We start from the raw sequence: 22,028 nt of genomic DNA, 5'->3' as shown, positions 1-22,028 counted from the left end.
ATATAAATAAAACAAAAAGGGGCACGAAGCCCCTTAAGTTGATTATTTTCTAATATTCAATTCTTTAATAATTTCACGATATCTGTTGATATCTTTCTTTTTTAAGTAGTCAAGAAGACTTCTTCTTTTACCTACTAAAAGAACTAATGAACGCTCAGTGTTATAATCGTGACGATTTTTTTTCAAGTGCTCAGTTAAGTGAGAAATTCTAAATGTAAATAATGCGATTTGCCCTTCAGCAGATCCAGTGTTTTCAGCTTTTCCTCCGTGTTTAGCGAAGATTTCAGCTTTAGTTTCTTTTGTCAAGTACATGCCAATATTATTTTAAATGATTTTTATGTATGAATTGTATGGTTGCAATTCGTGTGCAAAGGTAATTTTATTTTTTAAAATAACAAGTTAAACTTAGAATAACTTTGCAACTTCTTCATTTACAAACTCTAAAAAGCGTTCGTCGGCTTCTGTGAAAGGGTCAATAACATGAGAATCGATGTCGATTTGACCAATATTATTTCCGTTTACAAACAAAGGAACTACAATTTCTGATTTTACTGTAAAGCTACAAGCAATGTAATTGTCCTGCGCTTTTACATCTGGAACCACAAAATTAGCATTCGATTCTGCAACTTGTCCGCAAATCCCTTTTCCAAATGGAATTACAGTATGATCTGTTTCTGCTCCTACATATGGACCTAAATGCAATGTTCTTGTTTCATGATTAGCGAAATAAAAACCAACCCAATTGTAATAGCTTATGTTGTCACTCAATAATTGACAAATTTCTTTCAATTTTTCATCTCGCGTATTATTTTCTTTCGAAATGATTCCAGAAACAATAGGTTTTAATTCTTCAAATGTCATAAAAATATTTTTTTACAAAAGTATTTATAATATGGTATTAAAAAATCTATATTTTTGTTAAAAATCCATCTTTTGAAAAACACATTTAATCAATACAAACCATTTTTTGCTTTTTTAATAAAGTTTTTACTTTTCTATGTTGTATTCACTTTTTTTTACAAAATGTATTTGAATCAATATGATGTAACAAAAAATGAAGTGGATTGTTTTACCGAAATTGTTGCAAATCAAACGAAACAATTCATGATGATTTTTACGGATGATGTAAAGTCTATCAAGCATGATTTGGAACCTTCTTTAAAAATATTGTACAATAATAAATATGTAGCAAGAGTTATAGAAGGTTGCAATGCAGTAAGCGTTATGATATTGTTTGCGGCTTTTATCTTTGCATTTTCGACAAGTTGGAAAAAAACTTTGTTATACATCGTATCAGGTGTCGTATTGATTCATGTTTTAAATATCATTAGAATTGCGTTGTTGTCTTTTGCATTGTATTACTATCCAGAATATGAAGAAATTTTGCATGGCACTATTTTTCCACTTTTTATTTATGGAGTTGTGTTTATATTGTGGATTTTATGGGTAACCAAATTTTCGGGCTATGTTAAAAAAACTGCTTAAAGATAGAAAGAGCATTTTTTTTATAGTTTTAGCCTTAGTAGGGTTAATTCTAATAAGAGCATTTGAAGACGATTTGTTCTATGATCCTTTTTTGGCTTTTTTTAAAACAGATTACCAGAACAAACCATTACCCGATTTAAATCAGAGTTTGCTGTTTTTAAATTTGTTTCTACGATATCTTTTAAATACAGTTTTTTCATTGATGATGATTAAATTCTTATTCAACGAAAAGCAATTGGTAGCTTTTTCAGGATATTTGTTTTTAGTGCTTTTCGTAGTTTTAATTACTATATTTTTTGGATTACTTCATTTTTCAAATCAGCCTGATTATTTGATTTTGTTCTATATCAGACGATTTTTAATCCAACCACTTTTTTTGGTTTTATTTATTCCAGCGTTTTATTATCAGAAATTATCTCGTTAATTTTTAGTACCTTTAGGTATAAATTATAATAAAATGAAAGTCACTAAGTTTTCTGGTGAATTAGTTCATTATGATAGACAAAAATTAATCAATTCACTCCGAAAATCAGGAGCGAATCAGACATTGGCAGAAAAGATTGTTAGTGAAATTGAAAGCGAAATGTATGAAGGTATTCCTTCAAAGAAAATTTATAAAAAGGCATTTCAATTACTTAAAAATTGTTCAAATGTTCATGCTGCTCGATACAATTTAAGAACTGCATTACTTGGTTTAGGTCCTGCCGGATTTTTCTTTGAGAAGTTTATAGCAAAGTTGATGCAAGATCAGGGTTTTCATACCAAAGTGAATGAAACCCTACAAGGGAAATGTATTTCTCATGAGATAGATGTTTTGCTCTTTAAAAATGAAGAAGTAACCATGATTGAATGTAAATTTCATTCTGATCAAGATGCGAAAAGCGATGTTAAGGTGCCGATGTATATTTTGTCTCGCTTTAACGATATTAAGGAAAAGCAATACAATCTTTTTTCCGAGAAAAGACAAATTTCAAAATGTTTAATAGTAACAAATAGCAGGTTTACTTCAGATGCTGTTCAGTTTGGTACTTGTTCAGGGTTGAATCTTCTGAGCTGGGATTATCCTCAAAAAAAAGGAATTAGAGAGTTAATCGATTTGTTAAGAGTTTACCCAATTACGTGTTTAACCACGCTCACAAAAGCTGAAAAAGAACATTTACTTATTTTAGATTGCATTACTATAAAAGATTTGGTTCAAAATACAGATATTTTAAAAGCGATTGAATTGAGTCATAATAGAATTAAAAATGTCATAAAAGAGGCGAACCAATTGTTGAACTAAAAATTTTAATCATGAAAATTCATTTTTTAGGTGGAGCCGGAACCGTAACAGGTTCAAAAACCTTAATTGAACACAATAATTTGAGAATTTTGATTGATTGTGGAATGTTTCAAGGAATTAAATCGTTGCGTGAATTAAATCGTGAGCCACTAGGAGTTTTGCCCGAAACCATAGATTTTGTAGTGCTTACTCACGGACATTTAGATCATTGCGGTTGGTTGCCGAAATTGGTTGCAGAAGGGTTTAAAGGTAAAATTTTCTGTACTCGTCCTACTAAAGAAATTTCGCGTTTGATTTTGTATGATAGTGCTAAAATTCAAGAGGAAGAAGCAAAAAAAGCGAATGAAGAACATTTTTCAAAACACATGCCAGCCGAACCGCTTTATACAGAAGTTGATGTTGATGCTGTTATTCCAAAATTCAGAGTTGTTGAAAAAGATTTAGATGTTGTTTTAGAAGATGGTGTTTCTTTCAAATTCTTTTATGCAAGTCATATTTTAGGTGCATGTTCGATTGAACTTACAATTGATGGGAAAGTTTTGGTTTTCTCCGGAGATATTGGTCAAGATGATGATGTTTTGATGTTTCCTCCACAAAAACCTAAAAAAGCTGATTATGTTTTCTTAGAAAGTACTTATGGAAATAGATTGCATCCACAAACAGATGCTATGTTTGAACTCGACACTATTATTAATAATACATTTAATAGAGGAGGAACGGTTGTAATTCCAAGTTTTGCAGTAGAAAGAGTGCAAACAATGATGTATCTGATTTGGCAATTAAAAAAAGAAGATCGACTTCCAGATATTCCATTTATAATAGATACTCCTATGGGAATTAGTGTTTTAGATGTTTTTAAAGGCAATCGAACTTGGCACAAGCTTTCTTTTGAGGATTGTGATGAAATGCGCAAAGTTTTTACATTAATTTCTGATTTTAAAGATAGTATGAATGCTGTTTTTGATAAAAGACCAAAAGTGGTTATCGCGGCCAGTGGTATGATAACAGGAGGAAGAGTTTTGTCTTATTTAGAAAAATTGATTTCGAAACCAGAAACTACTGTAACATTAGTAGGGTATCAGGCAGAAGGAACTCGTGGAAGAAAATTGCTCGAAGGTGTTGAAGAAATTAAAATTTATGAGAATTATTATCCAGTTTTGGCAAACATTATTTTAATTGAAAGTTTGTCTGCTCATGGTGATCAGAAAGACCTGTTAAATTGGTTGTCAGAACTAGAAACTAAACCACAAAAAGTATTTATGGTTCATGGGGAAAATGAAGCCGCTGATGAACTAAGATTAAAAGTCGAAGAGCAATATGGTTTTAATTGTCAGGTTCCATTTTTAGGCCAAGTAATTGAAATTTAGAAAATTTTAATAGATTTTAATTTTCAATTTTATACTTTTGCACTAATGAATTTGAAAAAATACATAAGTACACTTCTTGCTTCTCTAATATTGCTAGCCAATTTAGGGTTGAGTCTATCTGTGCATTATTGTAAAGATGAAATAGCTTCTGTTTCATTTCAATTTCATGAAGAAGAACCGTATGTAGAGAAAACAACCTCTTGTTGTGTGAAAGAAAATTCGCATAGTTCATGTTGTTCAAATAAACTTATTAAAGTAGAAAAGAAAACCGATGATGTTCTTGTTAAAGTACTTCAATTAGATTTAGATCAAGCGGTTTTTAATACAGAATGGACTGCAACTTTGGTTCCGTTTGTGCCATTTTCTACAACATCAAACGACGCTGCATTTTATTGCGATTCAAATGCACCGCCACTCTATAAACTATATTGTCAATTGGTTTTTTACGCATAATTTATTGTTTTTATTCTGACTTTATAAAGAATTAATAACAATAAATAAATCATTATGTTTAAAAATATAGCGTTTTTGCTATTCTTTGTTTCTACTTTTATTTATTCACAAGAAACCATTAAAGGAATAGTTACAGACGAAAATAATCAGCCTTTGTTAGGGGCAAATGTCTTTTGGTTCAATACTTCTATTGGAACCACAACTGACGAAAATGGAAATTTTACTTTAAAGAAATCACCAGAAACTTCTTCGTTAGTTGTTAGTTATATTGGTTTTGAAACTCAAAAAATAGACGTAGTTAGCAATGCTGTTTCTGTTATTTTAAAAGAAGTTAATACACTTAGAGAAGTTACTATTGCTAAAACTAAAAAAGGAACCGAACACTCTTTGTATAAGGTTCAAAATGTACAAGTGATGGGACAGAAGGAGTTGTTAAAAGCAGCTTGTTGTAACTTGTCTGAAAGTTTTAGTACCAATCCTTCTATCGATGTGAATTTTTCTGATGCAGTAACAGGAAATCGACAAATAAAAATGTTAGGATTAACAAGTCCGTATATTTTAATTGCCGAAGAAAATATTCCTTCTGTTCGTGGAGCATCACAAGCTTACGGTTTGTCTTTTGTTCCTGGGACGTGGGTTGAAAGTATTCAGATTACTAAAGGTGCTGGAAGTGTAATTAATGGTTATGAAAGTATTTCGGGACAAATTAATTACGAGGTTTTAAAACCTATAAATGACATTCCATTTTTCTTGAATGCTTATGCATCGCAAGATCAGCGTTATGAAATTAACACGCATTTTAATAATAAATTTTCAGATAAATTAAGTTCAACATTATTCTTACACGGAAATACTCGTGTAGGTAAAAATGATATGAATAATGATGGTTTTTTAGATGGACCAATTGGAAAACAAGTTAATATTTTAAATCGTTGGCAATACAACGATGCTGAAAATGGAATTGTTAGTTTTTTAAATGTTCGATATATGAACGATGAAAAACAAGCTGGAGAAATGAAATTTAATCCTGATACAGATAGATTAACAACGAATGCTTGGGGAAGTGAAATTAATACCGAAAAGATTGAGATTTCAAACAAAACAGGTTATGTATTTCCAGATATGCCCTATCAAAGTTTTGGATTCCAAAATTCATTTCAATCACACAAACAAGAATCGTATTTTGGGTTAAACCAATACAATATTCAACAGAAAAGTTTTTATTCAAATCTTTTATTTAATTCTATAATCAATAACACTAAAAATAAATTTACAACAGGAATTAATTTTTCGTATGACGATTATAATGAGTTAGTTGATGTGAATTTTAGTCGCGATTTCTCAAGAGTTGATAATTCTGTTGGGGCATTTTTCGAATATACTTATGATAATTCGGATAATTTCAGTTTAGTTGCTGGTGGACGTGTTGATAATCACAATCGTTTAGGAACTTTTATTACACCAAGATTGCATATTCGTTACAATCCTTGGAAAGAAGCAGTAATTAGAGCTTCAGCAGGAAGAGGAAAACGTGCGGCTAATATTTTTGCCGAAAACCAACAATTATTTGCATCAAATAGAAGTTTTTCAATTTTAAATACAAACGGAAAATTATATGGTTTAGATCCTGAAATAGCTTGGAATTATGGTTTGAGTTTTATTCAAAAATTCAAATTAGCTGGAAAAGATTCTGAAATAATTTTAGATTATTATCGTACAGATTTCCAAAACCAAGCTGTAGTAGATATCGATTATTCTCCTCAAGAAGTATTGTTTTATAATTTAGATGGAAAAAGTTTCGCAAATTCATTTCAAGCTGAATTTTCTATTGATTTAATGACGCATTTGACTTTTAAAACTGCTTATAAGTATTACGATGTGCAAACTCAGTTTACTACAGGACAAATGCAAAGAGCGCTTCAGGCTAAGCACAGAGTTTTTGGTAATTTAGCTTATGAAACACATATTAAAGACAAAGGACAACAGTGGAAATTTGATGTTACATATAATTGGTTAGGTGAACAAAGATTACCGTTTACACAGTCGAATCCTACTGCTTATCAATTGAATGAATATGCGCCTGCATTTGGGGTTTTAAATGCGCAAATTACAAGAACATTTTCTAGCACATTTGAAGTGTATGTAGGAGGTGAGAATATGGGGAATTACAAACAAAAAAATGGAATTGTTCAAAATGATAACCCGTTTGGTACTTATTTTGATAGTAGTATGATATATGGGCCAACATTTGGTGCAATGTATTATGCTGGATTACGTTTTAAAATAAAAGATAGAAAAGAAAATCATAACATGGAAGAGCATGAAGCTCTTAATTAATCAATTTAAAAACAAATAGAAATATGAAAAAATTAGTTTTATTAGTATTAGCTTGTCTTTTTTCATTTACAATGGTAGCACAAGAAAAGAAAAGCAAAAACAAAAATGTAGAGTTTAAAGTAGCTGGAAATTGTGGAATGTGTGAAAAGCGAATAGAAAAAGCTGCTTATTCAGTTAAAGGAGTTAAAAGTGCTGAATGGCATTCCGAACATGGAGATATTCATTTAATCATTGATGAAACTAAATGTTCTAAAGAAGATGTTGCCAAAGCAATTGCGTTAGCTGGCCATGATACACAGTATATAAAAGCAAGTGATGCGGTTTACGAGAAGTTGCATGGTTGTTGTTTATACGAAAGAATGGAGTAATAAAAAAAACCGATTAGAAAATCTAATCGGTTTTTTTATAAACTATTAATTTTTTAATTACATCATTCCTGGCATTCCTCCGCCCATTGGCATTGCAGGAGTATCTTCTTTAATATCGATTAATGCACATTCAGTAGTTAAAATCATACCCGCAACTGAAGCAGCATTTTCTAATGCTACACGAGTTACTTTTTTAGGGTCGATAATTCCAGCTGATAACATTTGAACATATTCTCCTGTTTTTGCATTGAATCCAAAATCAGCAGTTCCATCTGTTACTTTAGCAATTACTACAGAACCTTCACCACCTGCATTTTCTACAATTGTACGTAATGGTGCTTCTACTGCTTTATTTACAATTTGAATTCCGGTTGCTTCATCTGCGTTCTCAGCTTTTACATTTGCTAATGCAGCTTTTGCTCTTACTAAAGCAACTCCACCACCAGCAACAATTCCTTCTTCAACTGCAGCACGAGTAGCATGTAAAGCGTCATCTACACGGTCTTTTTTCTCTTTCATTTCAACTTCAGAAGCAGCACCAACATATAAAACAGCAACACCACCAGCTAATTTAGCCAAACGTTCTTGTAATTTTTCTCTGTCGTAATCAGAAGTTGTAGTTTCAATTTGCGATTTAATTTGATTTACTCTTGCTTTGATGTTTTCAGCATCTCCAGAACCATTTACAATTGTAGTGTTGTCTTTGTCAATAGTAATGTTTTCTGCAGTACCTAGCATATCAAGAGTAGCGTTTTCTAATGAATATCCGCTTTCTTCAGCAATCACAGTTCCACCAGTTAAAATAGCAATATCTTCTAACATTGCTTTTCTTCTATCACCAAATCCAGGTGCTTTAACCGCAGCTATTTTTAATCCACCACGTAGTTTGTTCACTACTAAAGTAGCTAACGCTTGTCCGTCAACATCTTCAGCAATAATTAATAATGGTCTTCCTGATTGAGCAACTGGTTCTAAAACTGGTAATAACTCTTGTAAATTAGAAATTTTTTTGTCGTACAATAAAACATAAGGATTACTCAATTCAGCAACCATTTTGTCAGCATCTGTTACGAAGTAAGGCGATAAATAACCTCTGTCAAATTGCATTCCTTCAACAACATCTACATAAGTATCAGTTCCTTTAGCTTCTTCAACAGTAATAACTCCTTCTTTTCCTACTTTACTAAATGCTGTAGCGATTAAATCACCAATAGTTTCATCATTATTTGCAGAAATTGAAGCAACTTGTTTGATTTTTTCTGAAGAATCTCCAACAGCTACAGATTGTTTCCCTAATTCTGCAACTATAGTTTCAACTGCTTTATCGATACCTCTTTTTAAATCCATTGGGTTTGCACCAGCAGCTACGTTTTTCAATCCCTCTTTAACAATTGCTTGTGCTAGAACTGTAGCGGTAGTTGTTCCGTCTCCAGCTAAATCATTCGTTTTAGAAGCTACTTCTTTAACCATTTGAGCTCCCATATTTTCTAAAGGATCTTGTAATTCGATTTCTTTTGCAACAGAAACACCATCTTTAGTTACAGTAGGCCCACCAAATGATTTAGAAATAATTACGTTTCTTCCTTTTGGTCCTAAAGTTACTTTAACTGCATTTGCTAATGCGTCAACACCACGTTTTAAACCATCACGTGCTTCAATATCGAATTTTATATCTTTTGCCATAATTTTGTGTTTTAATTTTAGTTTTTACTTAATTTTTCAGTCTTCGATTGTTATAAAATTGCATAAATTTCATCTTCTCTCATAATCAGGTAATCTTTACCTTCATATTTGAACTCAGTTCCTGAATATTTACCGTATAAAACTGTATCCCCAACCTTAACAGTCATAGTGTAATCTTTTTTTCCATTTCCTATGGCTACCACTGTTCCTTTTTGAGGTTTTTCTTTTGCAGTGTCTGGAATAATAATTCCTGAAGCTGTTGTAGTTTCTGCTGCCAATGGAGCAATCACTACGCGATCTGAAATTGGTTTAATGTTTAATGACATAGTTGTATATTTTGTTTATTAAAATTATTTTGTTGCTTGTTGTTTTTCAGAAATTGTGCCAAAGCGATTTTCTGACAATTTTTCCTTAAAAAAAATGCCAGCACTGACATGCTGGCATTTATATATTGTTTTTTAATTCTTATTTTGTAGAATCTGTAGCTGTTGGAGCTGGTGTAGCAGCAGGAGCAGCTTGTTTTGTAGCTTCTGGAGTTGTTGGGATTGTAGTTGAAGGAGCAGAAGTTTCGTCTTCACCTAAAACTTTAGAACCAGATGCAGCTCCATTAAAACTTAAACTAGAAAGTAAAATTAAAGCAATTAAAATTCCACCTAATGTCCAAGTACTTTTATCTAAAAAGTCAGTTGTTTTTTGAACTCCACCTAATTGTTGAGAACCACCAAATGAAGAAGATAAACCTCCACCTTTAGGGTTTTGAACCATAATAGCTAAGATTAATAAAAAACAAACAATTGTTATCGCAATTAAAAAACCTGTGAATCCCATAATTAATTATTATTTTGTTGTAAATTTTTGATTTCATTTATTCGGTCTGCAAAGAAACTACTTTTTTCTGGATATTTCAAAATTAATATTTCATAAGCTTGTATGGCTTTTGTATATTTTTTTTGTTCCAAATATACTTTTGCTAAAGTTTCGGTCATTAGATGCGTTGGCTCTTCAACGCTTTTGCTAATATTTGCAGGTGCTTTGGTTGTTTCTTTTATTGGAGCAATTTTTGGATTAGCTTCAATAAATTTATCAATTAAGTCTAGTTTTTTTTGTTTTTCGACCTCGTTTACATCGTTTTTTTCATCAGAATTACGTTCTATAGGTGCAAATTTTGTCAATTGTAACCATTCTTGAAAGGAATGCCTTTCTGATGGTGTAAATTGCAAAGGTTTTCCAATTTCTAATTTTTCTTCTGATGTTTCTGTGGTAGATTCAACTTCTTGAGTTGTTTCTTCTATTTCTATAGGTATAATTTCTGGTATTACAATAACTTCTTCAACATGATGAACTTCAATATCCAATAATGATTTTTGAATTTCATCGATTTTCTCTTGCTGAATGGCTGTAAAATTATCAGAAGTAATAAATTCAAATAAAATAGTTCTATCGCTTGTGTTTGCAGCTGTTTTCTTTAATTCGTAATTGTATCTAAAACTTTCTTGATTGTACAATCCTTTTAAGTGTAAAGCACGAGCCGCTTGAAAATAAGGAAACTGCAAAACTACATTTTCTAAAGCAATGGTTTGCTTTTCATTTATAGTTTCGGGCTTGTTTAAAAGATATGTTAAATCAGATATATTCAAAAGTTTATAAATTAATTACCATTTAGCTAATGACTCATTGAAAACATCTTGTGTAATACGTTCAAAAATAACATCTAATGCTGTTGTTAATTGTGAACCAACTAATTGTTGATTGGCGTCAAAATCATAATAGAATGAAAAACGCTTTTCAAAATCATCTTCTTCTTTGTTTCGGTTTGTAAATCGAACTAAAATAGTAATTGTTAATCTATTTTGAGCCGCTCTTTGATCTGCAGTAGCAGTCATAGGTGTAATACGATAATCTGTAATTTCACCTTCGTAAATTAATTCACCGCCTTGACTAACTAAGTTTAGATTTGTTTGACTTTGTATGATGTCTTGTAATTCTAATGTAAAAGTTCTTTCAATTCCAGGTTCTACTAATGGTGCATTATTTTGGAAATAATTTACCTGAAACGTTTTAGCATTAATAGGTTGAGAACCAGTCATATTATAAATACCACAACTATTTAAAAGAAGTGAAATAGATAATACTAGTATGATTTTGAAATACTTCATTATAAATCGTATTGTTTTATTTTTCTATATAAAGTGCGTTCCGAAATTCCTAATTCATCAGCAGCAGCTTTTCTTTTTCCTTTGTTTCTTTCTAAAGATTTTTTAATCAATTCGATTTCTTTAGCTTCTAAACTCAATGTTTCTTCTTCATCAACCGTTTCTGCAAACAAATAGTTTTCGTCGTCATCATCAAACTCATCCTGAATTAAATTAGTTTGATTCGGAATCATTTCTACTCTTGGTTCTTCTTCAAAAACAGCATTTTCTTCAGGTTTACCATAAATTTTTTGAATTAATCCTTTGTTTGCTTCTTGTACTTTCGAACTTCCGTTTTGCATCAGTTCTAAAGTTAATTTTTTTAAATCGTTCAAATCACTTTTCATATCGAAAAGAACTTTGTACAGAATTTCTCTCTCGTTACTAAAGTCGCTTTCCGATTTTGGTGTCCCAATAACCGATGGTAAATTAGGGTTTTCCATTGGTAAATAGGAGAGAAGTGTTTGAGATGAAATATCACGTTTTGTTTCTAAAACTGAAATTTGTTCGGCAACATTTCGTAATTGACGAATATTTCCACTCCATCTATATTTTAAAAGCAATTCTACTGCATTATCTTCTAATTTAATAGGTGGCATTTTGTATTTATGAGCAAAATCTGAAGCGAATTTTCTAAATAACAAATGTATGTCGTCTTTACGCTCACGAAGTGGCGGCAACATAATATCTACGGTACTTAAACGATAGAATAAGTCTTCTCGAAATTTTCCTTTTTCAATGGCTTCAAACATATTTACATTTGTAGCCGCTACTATACGAACATTCGTTTTTTGAACTTGCGATGAACCTACTTTGATAAATTCGCCATTTTCCAAAACACGTAATAAACGGACTTGAGTGGTTAAAGGTAATTCGCCAACTTCGTCCAAAAATATAGTTCCTCCATCGGCTACTTCAAAATAACCTTCACGCGTGTTAGTCGCTCCTGTAAACGAACCTTTTTCGTGTCCAAATAATTCTGAATCTATAGTTCCTTCAGGAATTGCACCACAGTTTACTGCAATATATTTTCCGTGTTTTCTGTGTGAAAGCGAGTGTATAATTTTTGGAATGCTTTCTTTTCCAACACCACTTTCACCTGTTACCAATACTGAAATATCCGTTGGAGCAACCTGAATGGCTTTCTCCACGGCACGATTGAGTTTTGGGTCGTTCCCAATAATTTCAAATCGTTGTTTTATAGCTTGTACTGATTCCATTTTTTTATTTTTTTGCCACGGATTGAATGATTTTCACGGATTAATTAAAAAACTAATCTTTTATGTTGTAATGATTTGTTTTGAAAATTCACTAATAATCCAATTTCTGAATCTGAAAGTTTCATATAATTCAATACTTGTGCAGTATGTTCTCCAGAAAATTCTTTTACTGCTTTTACTTCTAAAACAATATCTTCATTTACAATGAAATCTGCATAAAATTTATGCGGTAATATAATTCCCTTATATTCGATTGAAAATTCTTTTTCTCTTTCAAAAGGAATATTATTTGCTTTAAATTCTATTTCTAACGCATCTTTATATACTACTTCAAGTAATCCTGGACCAAGATTCCTGTGAACTTCCATACAAATTCCAATAATTTTAAAAGTTTCTTCTTCTCTATAAAGTCCCATATTGAAATCTGTGTTAATCCTTTAATCCGTGGCTTATATTTTTAATTCATTATTTCAGAATATCCAACCGCTTCTCCAATTAAAGTTGCAGCTGTACAATCTGTGATTTTTACCATTACGAATTCACCAACATTATAATTTTCTTTTGGGAAAACCACTACTGTGTTTTGAGAATTTCTTCCACTCCAATGAGCATCAGAACGTTTTGATTCTTTTTCAATCAAAACTTCTACTTCTTGTCCGATGAAACGTTGCGTTCTTTCTAAACCGTGTTTTTGTTGTAAATCTACAATTTCAGTTAATCTACGTTTTTTAACTTCTTCTGGTACATCGTCTTCCATTTTACGAGCAGCTAATGTTCCAGGACGTTCCGAATACGCAAACATGAATCCGAAATCGTATTTTACATATTCCATTAAACTTAAAGTGTCTTGATGATCTTCTTCTGTTTCTGTTGGGAAACCAGCAATCATATCTTGTGATAATGAAATATCTGGAATAATCGAATATATTTTGTCAATCAACGCCATGTATTCTTCACGCGTGTGTTGACGATTCATTTCTTTTAAAATTCGTGTGCTTCCACTTTGAACAGGTAAGTGAATGTAGTTGCAAATGTTATGATGTTTAGCAATAACATGCAATACTTCTTCGTGCATATCTTGCGGATTCGAAGTAGAAAATCTAAAACGCATTTTTGGAAACAATGCCGCACATTTGTCAAGTAATTGAGCAAAATCAGTTGCAGTTGCTTTTTGCATTTCAGTTGCTTTATCAAAGTCTTTTTTCAAACCGCCACCATACCAAAGGTAACTATCAACATTTTGACCTAATAAAGTAACTTCTTTAAATCCTCTATCATATAAATCTTGAATCTCATCATAGATACTTTGTGGTTCACGACTACGCTCACGACCACGAGTAAATGGTACAACGCAGAATGTACACATATTGTCGCAACCTCTTGTGATAGATACAAAAGCGTTTACTCCATTACTGTTTAAACGAACAGGAGCAATATCGCCATACGTTTCTTCTTTTGAAAGAATTACGTTGATAGCATCTCTTCCTTCTTCAACTTCAGCTAATAAATTGGGTAAATCTTTGTAAGCATCAGGTCCAACCACCATGTCCACAATTTTCTCTTCTTCTAAAAACTGACTTTTCAAACGCTCAGCCATACAACCTAAAACCCCAACTTTCATTGTAGGATTTATTTTTTTAACGGCGTTGTATTTTTCTAAACGTTTTCGAATCGTTTGTTCTGCTTTATCACGAATAGAACAAGTGTTTACTAATACTAAATCAGCATCTTCAAGATTTTGAGTGGTATTGTAACCATTATCATATAGTATAGATGCCACAATTTCGCTATCCGAAAAATTCATTTGGCAACCATAACTTTCTATAAAAAGTTTTTTTGTATTTCCTTCTTTTTGATCCAAAACCAAACTTTGGCCTTGTTTTTTCTCGTCAATTTCCTTTTCCATATAAAGATTTCCTTTAAATCAGTCTGCAAAGATAATACTAAATTATAAAATCTGACAAGATGGCAGAAAAGGTTTAACATGAAATTTTCAATTTATTTTTTTTGCTATTTGTAAGTAACCAATTTTAGTGGTTTTTACACTTATATATATAGGAGTATTTTATCCGAAAAAAGAGTTATTTGTTCGTAAAAAAATGAGAGAGATGTTAAAATTTAAAAAAAACCTATACTTTTGCGATTCAAAAAAATGAGTAATGGCAAAGAATTTAGTAATCGTTGAGTCACCTGCAAAGGCAAAAACTATCGAAAAATTTCTAGGAAGTGAGTATCAAGTAGAGTCAAGTTATGGACATATTGCAGACTTGCCTTCGAGAGAAATTGGAGTAGATGTAGAGAATGGTTTTAAACCTAAATACGAAGTTTCGTCTGATAAAAAAGCATTGGTGGCCAAATTAAAAGGATTAGCTAAGAATGCCGAAATGGTTTGGTTGGCTTCCGATGAGGACCGCGAAGGAGAAGCAATTTCTTGGCACCTTGCAGAAGAATTGAAATTAAAGCCAGAAAAAACAAAACGTATCGTTTTTCATGAGATTACAAAAACAGCTATTCAAAAAGCAATTGAAAATCCAAGAGGAATTGATTACAACTTAGTAAACGCTCAACAAGCCCGAAGAGTTTTAGATAGATTGGTAGGATATGAATTGTCTCCAGTTCTTTGGAAAAAAGTAAAAGGAGGTTTGTCTGCTGGTCGTGTTCAGTCAGTATCTGTTCGTTTGATTGTTGAGAGAGAAAGAGAAATTCAAGATTTTAAACCAGAAGCTTCTTACAGCATTACAGCTGAATTCACAAACGAAGCTGGTAAATCTTTCAAAGCAAAATTACCTAAGAATTTTGCAACTAAAAAAGAAGCAGAAGATTTCTTAAATAAAAATATTGGCTCATCTTACAAAGTAGGAGACTTAGAAACGAAGCCAACAAAAAAATCGCCAGCAGCACCATTTACAACTTCAACTTTACAGCAAGAGGCTGCAAGAAAATTGTATTTGCCTGTTGGAATTACCATGCAAATTGCACAACGTTTATATGAAGCCGGACTTATTACTTATATGAGAACGGATAGTGTAAACTTATCGCAAGAAGCTATGACAGCAGCTCAGGCTGAGATTACAAGTTATTATGGTAAAGAATTTTCTAAACCTAGAAATTTTAACACAAAATCAAAAGGAGCGCAAGAAGCACACGAAGCAATTCGTCCAACGGATATGTCCCGTCACACTGTAGATATTGATAGAGATCAAGCACGTTTGTATGATTTAATTTGGAAAAGAACATTAGCTTCTCAAATGAGTGATGCAGAATTAGAGCGTACTAATGTGAAGATTGAAGCTAGTAATCATTCTGAAACTTTTACAGCAACTGGAGAAGTTATCAAGTTTGAAGGTTTCTTAAAAGTATATCTAGAGGGAAATGACGAAGATGATGAAGAACAAGAAGGAATGTTACCTGCTTTAAAAGTTAATGAGAAATTGACTAACAATTATATCACGGCTACGGAACGTTTTTCACGTCCTCCAAGTCGTTATACTGAAGCTTCTTTGGTAAAAAAATTAGAGGAATTAGGAATTGGTCGTCCATCAACCTATGCACCTACAATTTCTACTATTATTGCTAGAACTTATGTGGAAAAAGGAAGTTTCGAAGGTCAAGAAAGAAAATACAATCAAATTGCTTTGCAAAATGGAACAATAAAATCGCAAGTTTTAACTGAAAATGTAGGTTCAGATAAAGGGAAATTAGTTCCAACAGATATTGGAATTATTGTAAATGATTTCTTGGTTAAAAACTTTAATACTATTTTAGATTATAATTTTACGGCTAAAGTAGAACAAGATTTTGACGAAATTGCTGAAGGAAAAGTGGATTGGGCTAAAATGATGAATGATTTTTACAAACATTTCCACCCAAATGTAATTGATGTTGAAAAGAATGCCGATAGAGAAAGTGGTGAACGTATTTTAGGAATTCATCCAGTTTCTGGTAAACAGGTTTCGGTTCGTTTAGGTAAATATGGAGCGATGGCTCAAATTGGAGATGCAGATGATGAAAACAAACAATTTGCTAGTTTGCGTCAAGATCAAAATATTGGTAATATTACTTTAGAAGAAGTTTTAAATTTATTTTTACTTCCAAAACAGTTAGGTACATATAAAGGAGAAGAAATTGAAGTAAATAATGGTCGTTTTGGACCTTATGTTCGTTTTGGTTCACAATTCATTTCATTACCTAAAGGAGTAGATCCTATGGACGTTACGATGGAAACTGCTCAAGGATTAATTGATGAGAAAGTACAAGCAGATGCTCCAATCGGAACATATCAAAATTTACCAATTCAAAAAGGAGTTGGACGTTTTGGTCCATTTATAAAGTGGAATGGAATGTTTATTAACGTAAACAAAAAATACAATTTTGATAATTTATCTCAATCTGATTTAAATGAATTAATTGAAGAAAAATTACAAAAAGATATCGATAAAGTAATTCATGATTGGACTGAAGAAGGAATTAAAGTAGAAAAAGCACGTTGGGGAAGATCAGTTATTACAAAAGGTAAAATCAAAATAGAATTAAGTAAAGATGTTGATGCATCTAAATTAACTTTGGCTCAGGTGCAAGAAATGATTGAAAAGAAAGCTCCAGCTAAAAAAACAGCTGCTAAAAAAGCGCCTGCAAAGAAAACAACCGCTAAAAAGAAATAGAATAAATGGTTTTTGATTTTTTACAGCCAATAAGTGAATCTTTTGAAGATTTTTTACAATCTTTGTCTAATCAAACGTTAGGCAAAAAGGTTGTATTTCATACTAAAACCGATTTTCCTATTTTAGACAATATTTCGATTGCAATTTTTACTGTAAATGAGCATAGAGGTGCTGAAAAAGATAACGATGATTTTTCTTTTGATAATTTTAGAAAGAAATTTTATAGTTTGTATCCTGGCAATTGGAATGCTTCGATTGTAGATTTAGGAAATATTGAAGCAGGAGCTAGTATCGAAGATACTTATTTTGTTGTTAAAAGTTTGGTTACCGAATTGATTAAAAAACGAATAATTCCAATTGTTATTGGAGGCAGTCAAGATTTAACCTATTCAATGTATCGCGCTTATGATAATTTGGATCAAATGGTAAATTTGGTTGCTGTTGATAATCAATTTGATTTTGCAAAAGAAACCAATAAGATTTCAGAATCATTTTTGTCAAAAGTAATTGTTGAAGAGCCTAATAATCTTTTTAACTATAGTAATTTAGGATATCAAACCTATTTTAATTCACAAGAAGAAATCGATTTAATCGAAAAATTATATTTTGAGGCATATCGTTTAGGAGAAGTATCAAATAATATTGTTGTTGCAGAACCTGTTTTTAGAGATGCTGATTTAGTAAGTATAGATATGAATGTTGTTCAATCATCTTATTCAGGAAATTTTGATGTTTTTAATCCAAATGGATTCACAGGAAAAGAAATCTGTGCATTGTCAAGATATGCCGGAATAAGTGATAAAGTAACATCGTTTGGAGTATTTGATTTTAATCCAAACAAAAATGAAGCGATGTTGGTTTCGCAAATTTTATGGTATTTTATAGAAGGATTTTGTTTTCGTTCTCATGAATATCCATTTGGAACAAAAGAAAATTACATTAAGTATATTGTTCCTATTGATGATGAAGAATTAGTCTTTTTTAAGAGCAATAAAACAGAAAGATGGTGGATTGAAATACCGTTTTTAACAAATGTTAACAATAAATTAAAAAGAAATACGTTATTACCTTGCACACATGAAGATTATTTAGCAGCTTGCGAGCAGGAAATACCTGAAAGATGGTGGAAAGCTCAAAGACGAAATATCGTTTAAAATAGCTATTTTCCAAAGTGTTAAAGCATTGTTAAAACAGGTGTGAAGTTAAATTTCAATATTTTTTGCACGTTTTTGAAAAAAAAATTGTTTTTTTCAAAATTATTGAATAGGTTTACGCCCTTAAAAAAGAAATTACATTTAACCCAAGTTTATATGAAGAAGTTTGTTGCATTTTCAGCAATTTTGTCATTATTTATCAGTTGTGGTAAAGGCGATAAAGGAGAATTAGTAGGAGTTAAAGGGAGAAAGTGGCATCCCGAAAAACCTTACGGAATGACGTTAATCCCTGGAGGAGCCTTTATTATGGGTAAATCCGATGATGATTTAGCTAACATTCAGGACGCGCCAACTAAGACGGTTACTGTTCGTTCATTTTATATGGATGAAACAGAAATCACTAATAGTGAGTATCGTCAGTTTGTTGAATGGGTAAAAGATTCTACTATTAGAACTCGTTTAGCTATTTTAGCTGATGAGCAAGGTCAAAAACCTGGTTCAGGGAGTGGTAAAGGTGGAAGTATTGGTGATTTTGCTTTCGCTGATGTTGATCCTGCGAAAATGACTCCTTATGATAAATACATGTATGAGAATTATTACAGTGTAGGAACTGATGATGATATCTATGCAGGTAGAAAATTAAACAAAAAGATTAAGCTTGTTAAAGAGCCTAGTAAATATCCAGATGAATATTACGTTGAAGTAATGGATTCTATGTATTTACCTGAGTCTGAATCATATAATGGTTTAAAAACTATTGATGCTTCAAAATTAAAATTCAAATACAATCAAGTAGATTTAAATAAGGCGGTTAAGAAAAAAGGACGTAAAAACTTCTATGAAGATGCTCCGCCAATTGAAATCTATCCTGATACAACTGCATGGATAAAAGATTTCGCTTACTCATACAATGAGCCAATGCATAATGATTATTTTTGGCATCAAGCTTATGGAGAATATCCAGTTGTAGGTGTTTCTTGGAATCAAGCTAAAGCATTTTGTGCTTGGAGAACAATGTATAAAAATGCTTATATTAAAAAGAAAAAAGGAAGAGATCAAGTAAACTCATTCCGTTTACCAACAGAGGCTGAGTGGGAATATGCTGCTAGAGGTGGAATTGAAGGTGGAACTTATCCTTGGGGTGGTCCTTATGCTAAAAATGATAGAGGTTGTTTTATGGCTAACTTCAAGCCAAATCGTGGAGATTACGCAGCTGATGGTGCTTTGTACACTGTAGAAGCTAAATCTTACGAGCCAAATGATTTCAACTTGTACAACATGGCTGGTAATGTTTCGGAATGGACTGAGTCTTCTTATTACGCTGAAGCATATGAGTTCGTATCTACAATGAATCCACATGTTGCTGATAAGAAAAATCAAAGAAAGGTAGTTCGTGGAGGTTCTTGGAAAGATGTTGCTTACTTCTTACAAGTTTCAACTCGTGATTACGAATATGCTGACTCTGCAAGAAGTTATATCGGATTCAGAACAGTTCAAGATTATATGGGTACTGCTGCAACAGGAACAAGACCAAAATAGTATTTAACCAATTTTTATTATATTATAATTAACTTAACTAACTAAATTTTATTTATTATGGCAATTTTAAGCAAAAAAGTGATGGGATTCCTTTACGGAATGGGAGCGGCAGTAGTAATCGTTGGAGCATTATTCAAATTAATGCACTGGCCAGGTGCAGGACCAATGCTTGTTGTAGGTTTATTAACAGAGGCAGCGATTTTCGCATTATCAGCGTTTGAACCAGTAGAAAACGAATTAGATTGGTCTTTAGTTTATCCTGAATTAGCAGGTGGTGAGGCTAAACCAAAAGATAAAAAAGAAAATCCAGCTGAGGCTCAAGGATTATTATCTCAAAAATTAGATAATATGTTAAAAGAAGCTAAAATTGATGGTGAGTTAATGGCAAGCTTAGGAAATAGTATTAAAAACTTTGAAGGTGCTGCAAAATCAATTTCTCCTACTGTTGATGCTATGGCAGGTCAAAAGAAATATGCTGAAGAAATGACTACAGCTGCAGCTCAAATGGAAGCTTTAAATAATTTATACAAAATTCAATTAGAAAGTGCTGATAGAAATGCACAAGCTAATAAAGAAATTGCTGATAATGCTGCTAAATTAAAAGAGCAAATGCAGTCAATGACATCTAACATTGCATCTTTAAATGCAGTTTATGGTGGTATGCTTTCTGCTATGAATAACAGAGGATAATTAGTTTTATCATTAAATAATTTATTAATTAAAACTAATTTAAGGAAAAATGGCAGGAGGAAAATTAACCCCTAGACAGAAGATGATTAACCTAATGTACTTGGTTTTCATCGCGATGTTAGCATTAAACATGTCAAAAGAAGTATTAACTGCTTTTGGTAACTTCAATGACAAGTTTACAGAATCGAATGTATTAACTGAGCAAGCTAATGCAACATTATTAAGTGCTTTAGATACTAAAGCGGCAGATGAGCCTGCAAAATATGCAGAGCCTGCAAGAAAAGCTAAAGAAGTTGCTAAGATTTCTAAAGATTTTTCAGCCTTTTTAGAAACTGTTAAAGCTGAAGTTGTTGAAGGTATTGAACCAGATGAGAAAACAGGAAAATTACCATTCGAAGCAATGGATAAGTCAACAATTGACGAAAAATGGTTTCAAGGTGATGGGTATAGCCCAAGAGGAACAGAAATTGTTTCTAAAATTGATAAATATGTAGCTGATATTAAAAAGGTATTAGGAAATGATGTAAAATACATTCCTTTTATCAAAGAAATTGAAAAGAAATTTTCAACAGCTGATATTACTAACAGAGAAGGAGTTAAGCAAAAATTCTTAGATTATAAAACTAAAGGTTTTCCTGCTGTTTCAACTCTTACTTTATTAACAGCTATGCAAAATGATGTTAAAAATACAGAGGCAGGTGCTTACAATTTATTTTTAGGAAATGCTTTGCAAACTGCTGCTTCTATGAAAAACTTCCAAGCAATTGTAGTTTTGGATAAAAACGCATATTTTGCTGGAGAGCAAGTAACAGGTAAAGTTGTTTTAGGTCGTTATGATGCTAATACAGTACCAACATCATTCAAAGGTCCTGGTAAAATTGAAAACGGACAAGCAGTTATTTCGATGACAGCTGGAGGAATTGGAGAGCAAAATATTTCTGGAGAATTTGGTTTCATGGAAGATGGTAAAGAAATTCCATTGAAATTCGAAGGTAAATATGTAGTTGTTCCTAGACCAAACCAAGCTATTATCTCTGCTGATAAGATGAACGTTGTTTACCGTGGAGTTCCTAACCCAATTTCTATTTCTGTACCTGGTATTGCTTCTAACAAAGTAAATGCTAGTGCTCCAGGAATGTCTAAAGTTGGTGACGGTAAATTTATGTTAAAACCACAAGCTGGTAGCGAAGTTAAAATTAATGTTAATGCTACAATGCCTGATGGTAAAGCAATGACTAGTTCTCAAGTTTTCAGAATTAAAGGTTTACCTGCTCCAACAGGAAAAGTTGGTGGTTCTGAGAAAAACAAAGGTCCTAAATCTAACTTAGAAGTTTGTTCAGTAACAGCTGTAATGGAAGATTTCGATTTCCCAGTAACTGTTAATGTAACTCAATTCAACGTTAAAGTTCCAGGTCAACCTACAATCGTAGTTAATGGTAACAAAATGGACGCTAGAGCTAGAGCAGCAATTTCGAAAGCACAAAAAGGAGATGTAGTTGTTATTTCTGAAATCAAAGCTAGTTTCTCTGGAATTGATCAGATGGCTAAAAAAGTATCTATCTGTACTTACGAAATACAATAATTTAAATTAATTTGA

General features: G+C 32.0%; 22 protein-coding genes. 12 read left to right on the top strand and 10 right to left on the bottom strand.

From position 1 onward, the window contains the following. Positions 1–42: 42 nt before the first annotated feature. Entirely contained in the window at positions 43–312 is a 270-nt protein-coding gene (rpsO, locus tag LOS89_RS10505; protein ID WP_026711936.1) for a 30S ribosomal protein S15, read from the bottom strand. Between the two features lie 93 nt (positions 313–405). Continuing rightward, complete coding sequence (locus tag LOS89_RS10500) at positions 406–861, bottom strand: XrtF-associated fRMsr-like GAF protein (RefSeq protein ID WP_231835204.1); 456 nt, start codon at positions 859–861, stop codon at positions 406–408. A 54-nt stretch (positions 862–915) separates the two neighbouring features. On the opposite strand from LOS89_RS10500, the gene xrtF reads away from it, so the two are divergent. Genes xrtF through LOS89_RS10465 form a run of 7 tightly spaced genes read left to right on the top strand, consistent with a single transcriptional unit; the run spans position 916 to position 7,292 of the window. Next, positions 916–1,485, top strand: a complete 570-nt coding sequence (gene xrtF, locus LOS89_RS10495) for an exosortase family protein XrtF (RefSeq protein ID WP_231835203.1) — start codon at positions 916–918, stop codon at positions 1,483–1,485. After that, positions 1,466–1,909 carry an exosortase F system-associated membrane protein gene (locus tag LOS89_RS10490; protein WP_231835202.1) on the top strand — a complete coding sequence of 148 codons (444 nt, stop codon included), beginning with the start codon at positions 1,466–1,468 and terminating at the stop codon, positions 1,907–1,909. Before xrtF ends, LOS89_RS10490 begins: the two co-directional genes overlap by 20 nt. 33 nt (positions 1,910–1,942) lie before the next feature. After that, positions 1,943–2,767: a restriction endonuclease gene (locus LOS89_RS10485; RefSeq protein ID WP_231835201.1), complete on the top strand. Its 825-nt coding sequence runs from the start codon at positions 1,943–1,945 to the stop codon at positions 2,765–2,767. A gap of 11 nt (positions 2,768–2,778) precedes the next feature. Next, entirely contained in the window at positions 2,779–4,134 is a 1,356-nt protein-coding gene (locus LOS89_RS10480; protein ID WP_231835200.1) for an MBL fold metallo-hydrolase, read from the top strand. Between the two features lie 45 nt (positions 4,135–4,179). Next, positions 4,180–4,587 (top strand): HYC_CC_PP family protein, encoded by a 408-nt coding sequence (locus tag LOS89_RS10475; protein ID WP_231835199.1) that lies wholly within the window; start codon positions 4,180–4,182, stop codon positions 4,585–4,587. A gap of 54 nt (positions 4,588–4,641) precedes the next feature. Beyond that, complete coding sequence (locus tag LOS89_RS10470; RefSeq protein ID WP_231835198.1) at positions 4,642–6,924, top strand: TonB-dependent receptor; 2,283 nt, start codon at positions 4,642–4,644, stop codon at positions 6,922–6,924. Positions 6,925–6,947: 23 nt separating this feature from the next. After that, complete coding sequence (locus LOS89_RS10465) at positions 6,948–7,292, top strand: heavy-metal-associated domain-containing protein (RefSeq protein WP_231835197.1); 345 nt, start codon at positions 6,948–6,950, stop codon at positions 7,290–7,292. Positions 7,293–7,349: 57 nt separating this feature from the next. Here LOS89_RS10465 and groL read toward each other — a convergent pair whose 3' ends face one another. From groL to miaB, 8 genes are all read right to left on the bottom strand, one after another. Beyond that, the gene (gene groL, locus LOS89_RS10460) at positions 7,350–8,975 is read right to left on the bottom strand and encodes a chaperonin GroEL (RefSeq protein ID WP_231835196.1); all 1,626 of its coding nucleotides are present in this window, start codon (positions 8,973–8,975) and stop codon (positions 7,350–7,352) included. Between the two features lie 50 nt (positions 8,976–9,025). Then, the gene (locus tag LOS89_RS10455) at positions 9,026–9,301 is read right to left on the bottom strand and encodes a co-chaperone GroES (RefSeq protein ID WP_231835195.1); all 276 of its coding nucleotides are present in this window, start codon (positions 9,299–9,301) and stop codon (positions 9,026–9,028) included. Positions 9,302–9,440: 139 nt separating this feature from the next. After that, positions 9,441–9,806 carry a preprotein translocase subunit SecG gene (gene secG, locus LOS89_RS10450; protein ID WP_231837067.1) on the bottom strand — a complete coding sequence of 122 codons (366 nt, stop codon included), beginning with the start codon at positions 9,804–9,806 and terminating at the stop codon, positions 9,441–9,443. Further along, positions 9,806–10,612, bottom strand: a complete 807-nt coding sequence (locus tag LOS89_RS10445; protein WP_231835194.1) for a tetratricopeptide repeat protein — start codon at positions 10,610–10,612, stop codon at positions 9,806–9,808. Before LOS89_RS10445 ends, secG begins: the two co-directional genes overlap by 1 nt. A 15-nt stretch (positions 10,613–10,627) precedes the next feature. Next, complete coding sequence (locus LOS89_RS10440) at positions 10,628–11,131, bottom strand: LptE family protein (RefSeq protein WP_231835193.1); 504 nt, start codon at positions 11,129–11,131, stop codon at positions 10,628–10,630. Next, positions 11,131–12,387, bottom strand: coding sequence for a sigma-54 interaction domain-containing protein (locus tag LOS89_RS10435; RefSeq protein WP_231835192.1), 1,257 nt, complete (start codon positions 12,385–12,387; stop codon positions 11,131–11,133). The genes LOS89_RS10440 and LOS89_RS10435 overlap by 1 nt, the downstream gene beginning before the upstream one ends. A 44-nt stretch (positions 12,388–12,431) precedes the next feature. Next, positions 12,432–12,803, bottom strand: a complete 372-nt coding sequence (locus LOS89_RS10430) for a GxxExxY protein (protein WP_166236522.1) — start codon at positions 12,801–12,803, stop codon at positions 12,432–12,434. Positions 12,804–12,844: 41 nt separating this feature from the next. Continuing rightward, positions 12,845–14,293: a tRNA (N6-isopentenyl adenosine(37)-C2)-methylthiotransferase MiaB gene (gene miaB / locus LOS89_RS10425; RefSeq protein WP_231835191.1), complete on the bottom strand. Its 1,449-nt coding sequence runs from the start codon at positions 14,291–14,293 to the stop codon at positions 12,845–12,847. A gap of 253 nt (positions 14,294–14,546) precedes the next feature. On the opposite strand from miaB, the gene topA reads away from it, so the two are divergent. The 5 genes from topA (at position 14,547) to porM (ending at position 22,013) form a co-directional block, all read left to right on the top strand. Continuing rightward, complete coding sequence (gene topA / locus LOS89_RS10420) at positions 14,547–17,048, top strand: type I DNA topoisomerase (RefSeq protein WP_231835190.1); 2,502 nt, start codon at positions 14,547–14,549, stop codon at positions 17,046–17,048. A 5-nt stretch (positions 17,049–17,053) separates the two neighbouring features. Continuing rightward, on the top strand, positions 17,054–18,202 hold the full coding sequence (locus LOS89_RS10415) for a formimidoylglutamase (RefSeq protein WP_231835189.1): 1,149 nt from the start codon (positions 17,054–17,056) through the stop codon (positions 18,200–18,202). A 156-nt stretch (positions 18,203–18,358) separates the two neighbouring features. Further along, complete coding sequence (porK, locus tag LOS89_RS10410) at positions 18,359–19,741, top strand: T9SS ring complex lipoprotein PorK/GldK (protein ID WP_231835188.1); 1,383 nt, start codon at positions 18,359–18,361, stop codon at positions 19,739–19,741. Positions 19,742–19,798: 57 nt separating this feature from the next. Beyond that, on the top strand, positions 19,799–20,431 hold the full coding sequence (gene porL, locus LOS89_RS10405; RefSeq protein WP_231835187.1) for a type IX secretion system motor protein PorL/GldL: 633 nt from the start codon (positions 19,799–19,801) through the stop codon (positions 20,429–20,431). Between the two features lie 49 nt (positions 20,432–20,480). Then, entirely contained in the window at positions 20,481–22,013 is a 1,533-nt protein-coding gene (gene porM, locus LOS89_RS10400; RefSeq protein ID WP_231835186.1) for a type IX secretion system motor protein PorM/GldM, read from the top strand. The last annotated feature ends 15 nt before the right edge of the window (positions 22,014–22,028 follow it).

Source organism: Flavobacterium channae (assembly GCF_021172165.1).
Classification (GTDB): domain Bacteria; phylum Bacteroidota; class Bacteroidia; order Flavobacteriales; family Flavobacteriaceae; genus Flavobacterium; species Flavobacterium channae.
Note: the sequence above shows the minus strand (reverse complement) of the source record. Positions and strands in the feature narration are given on the sequence as shown.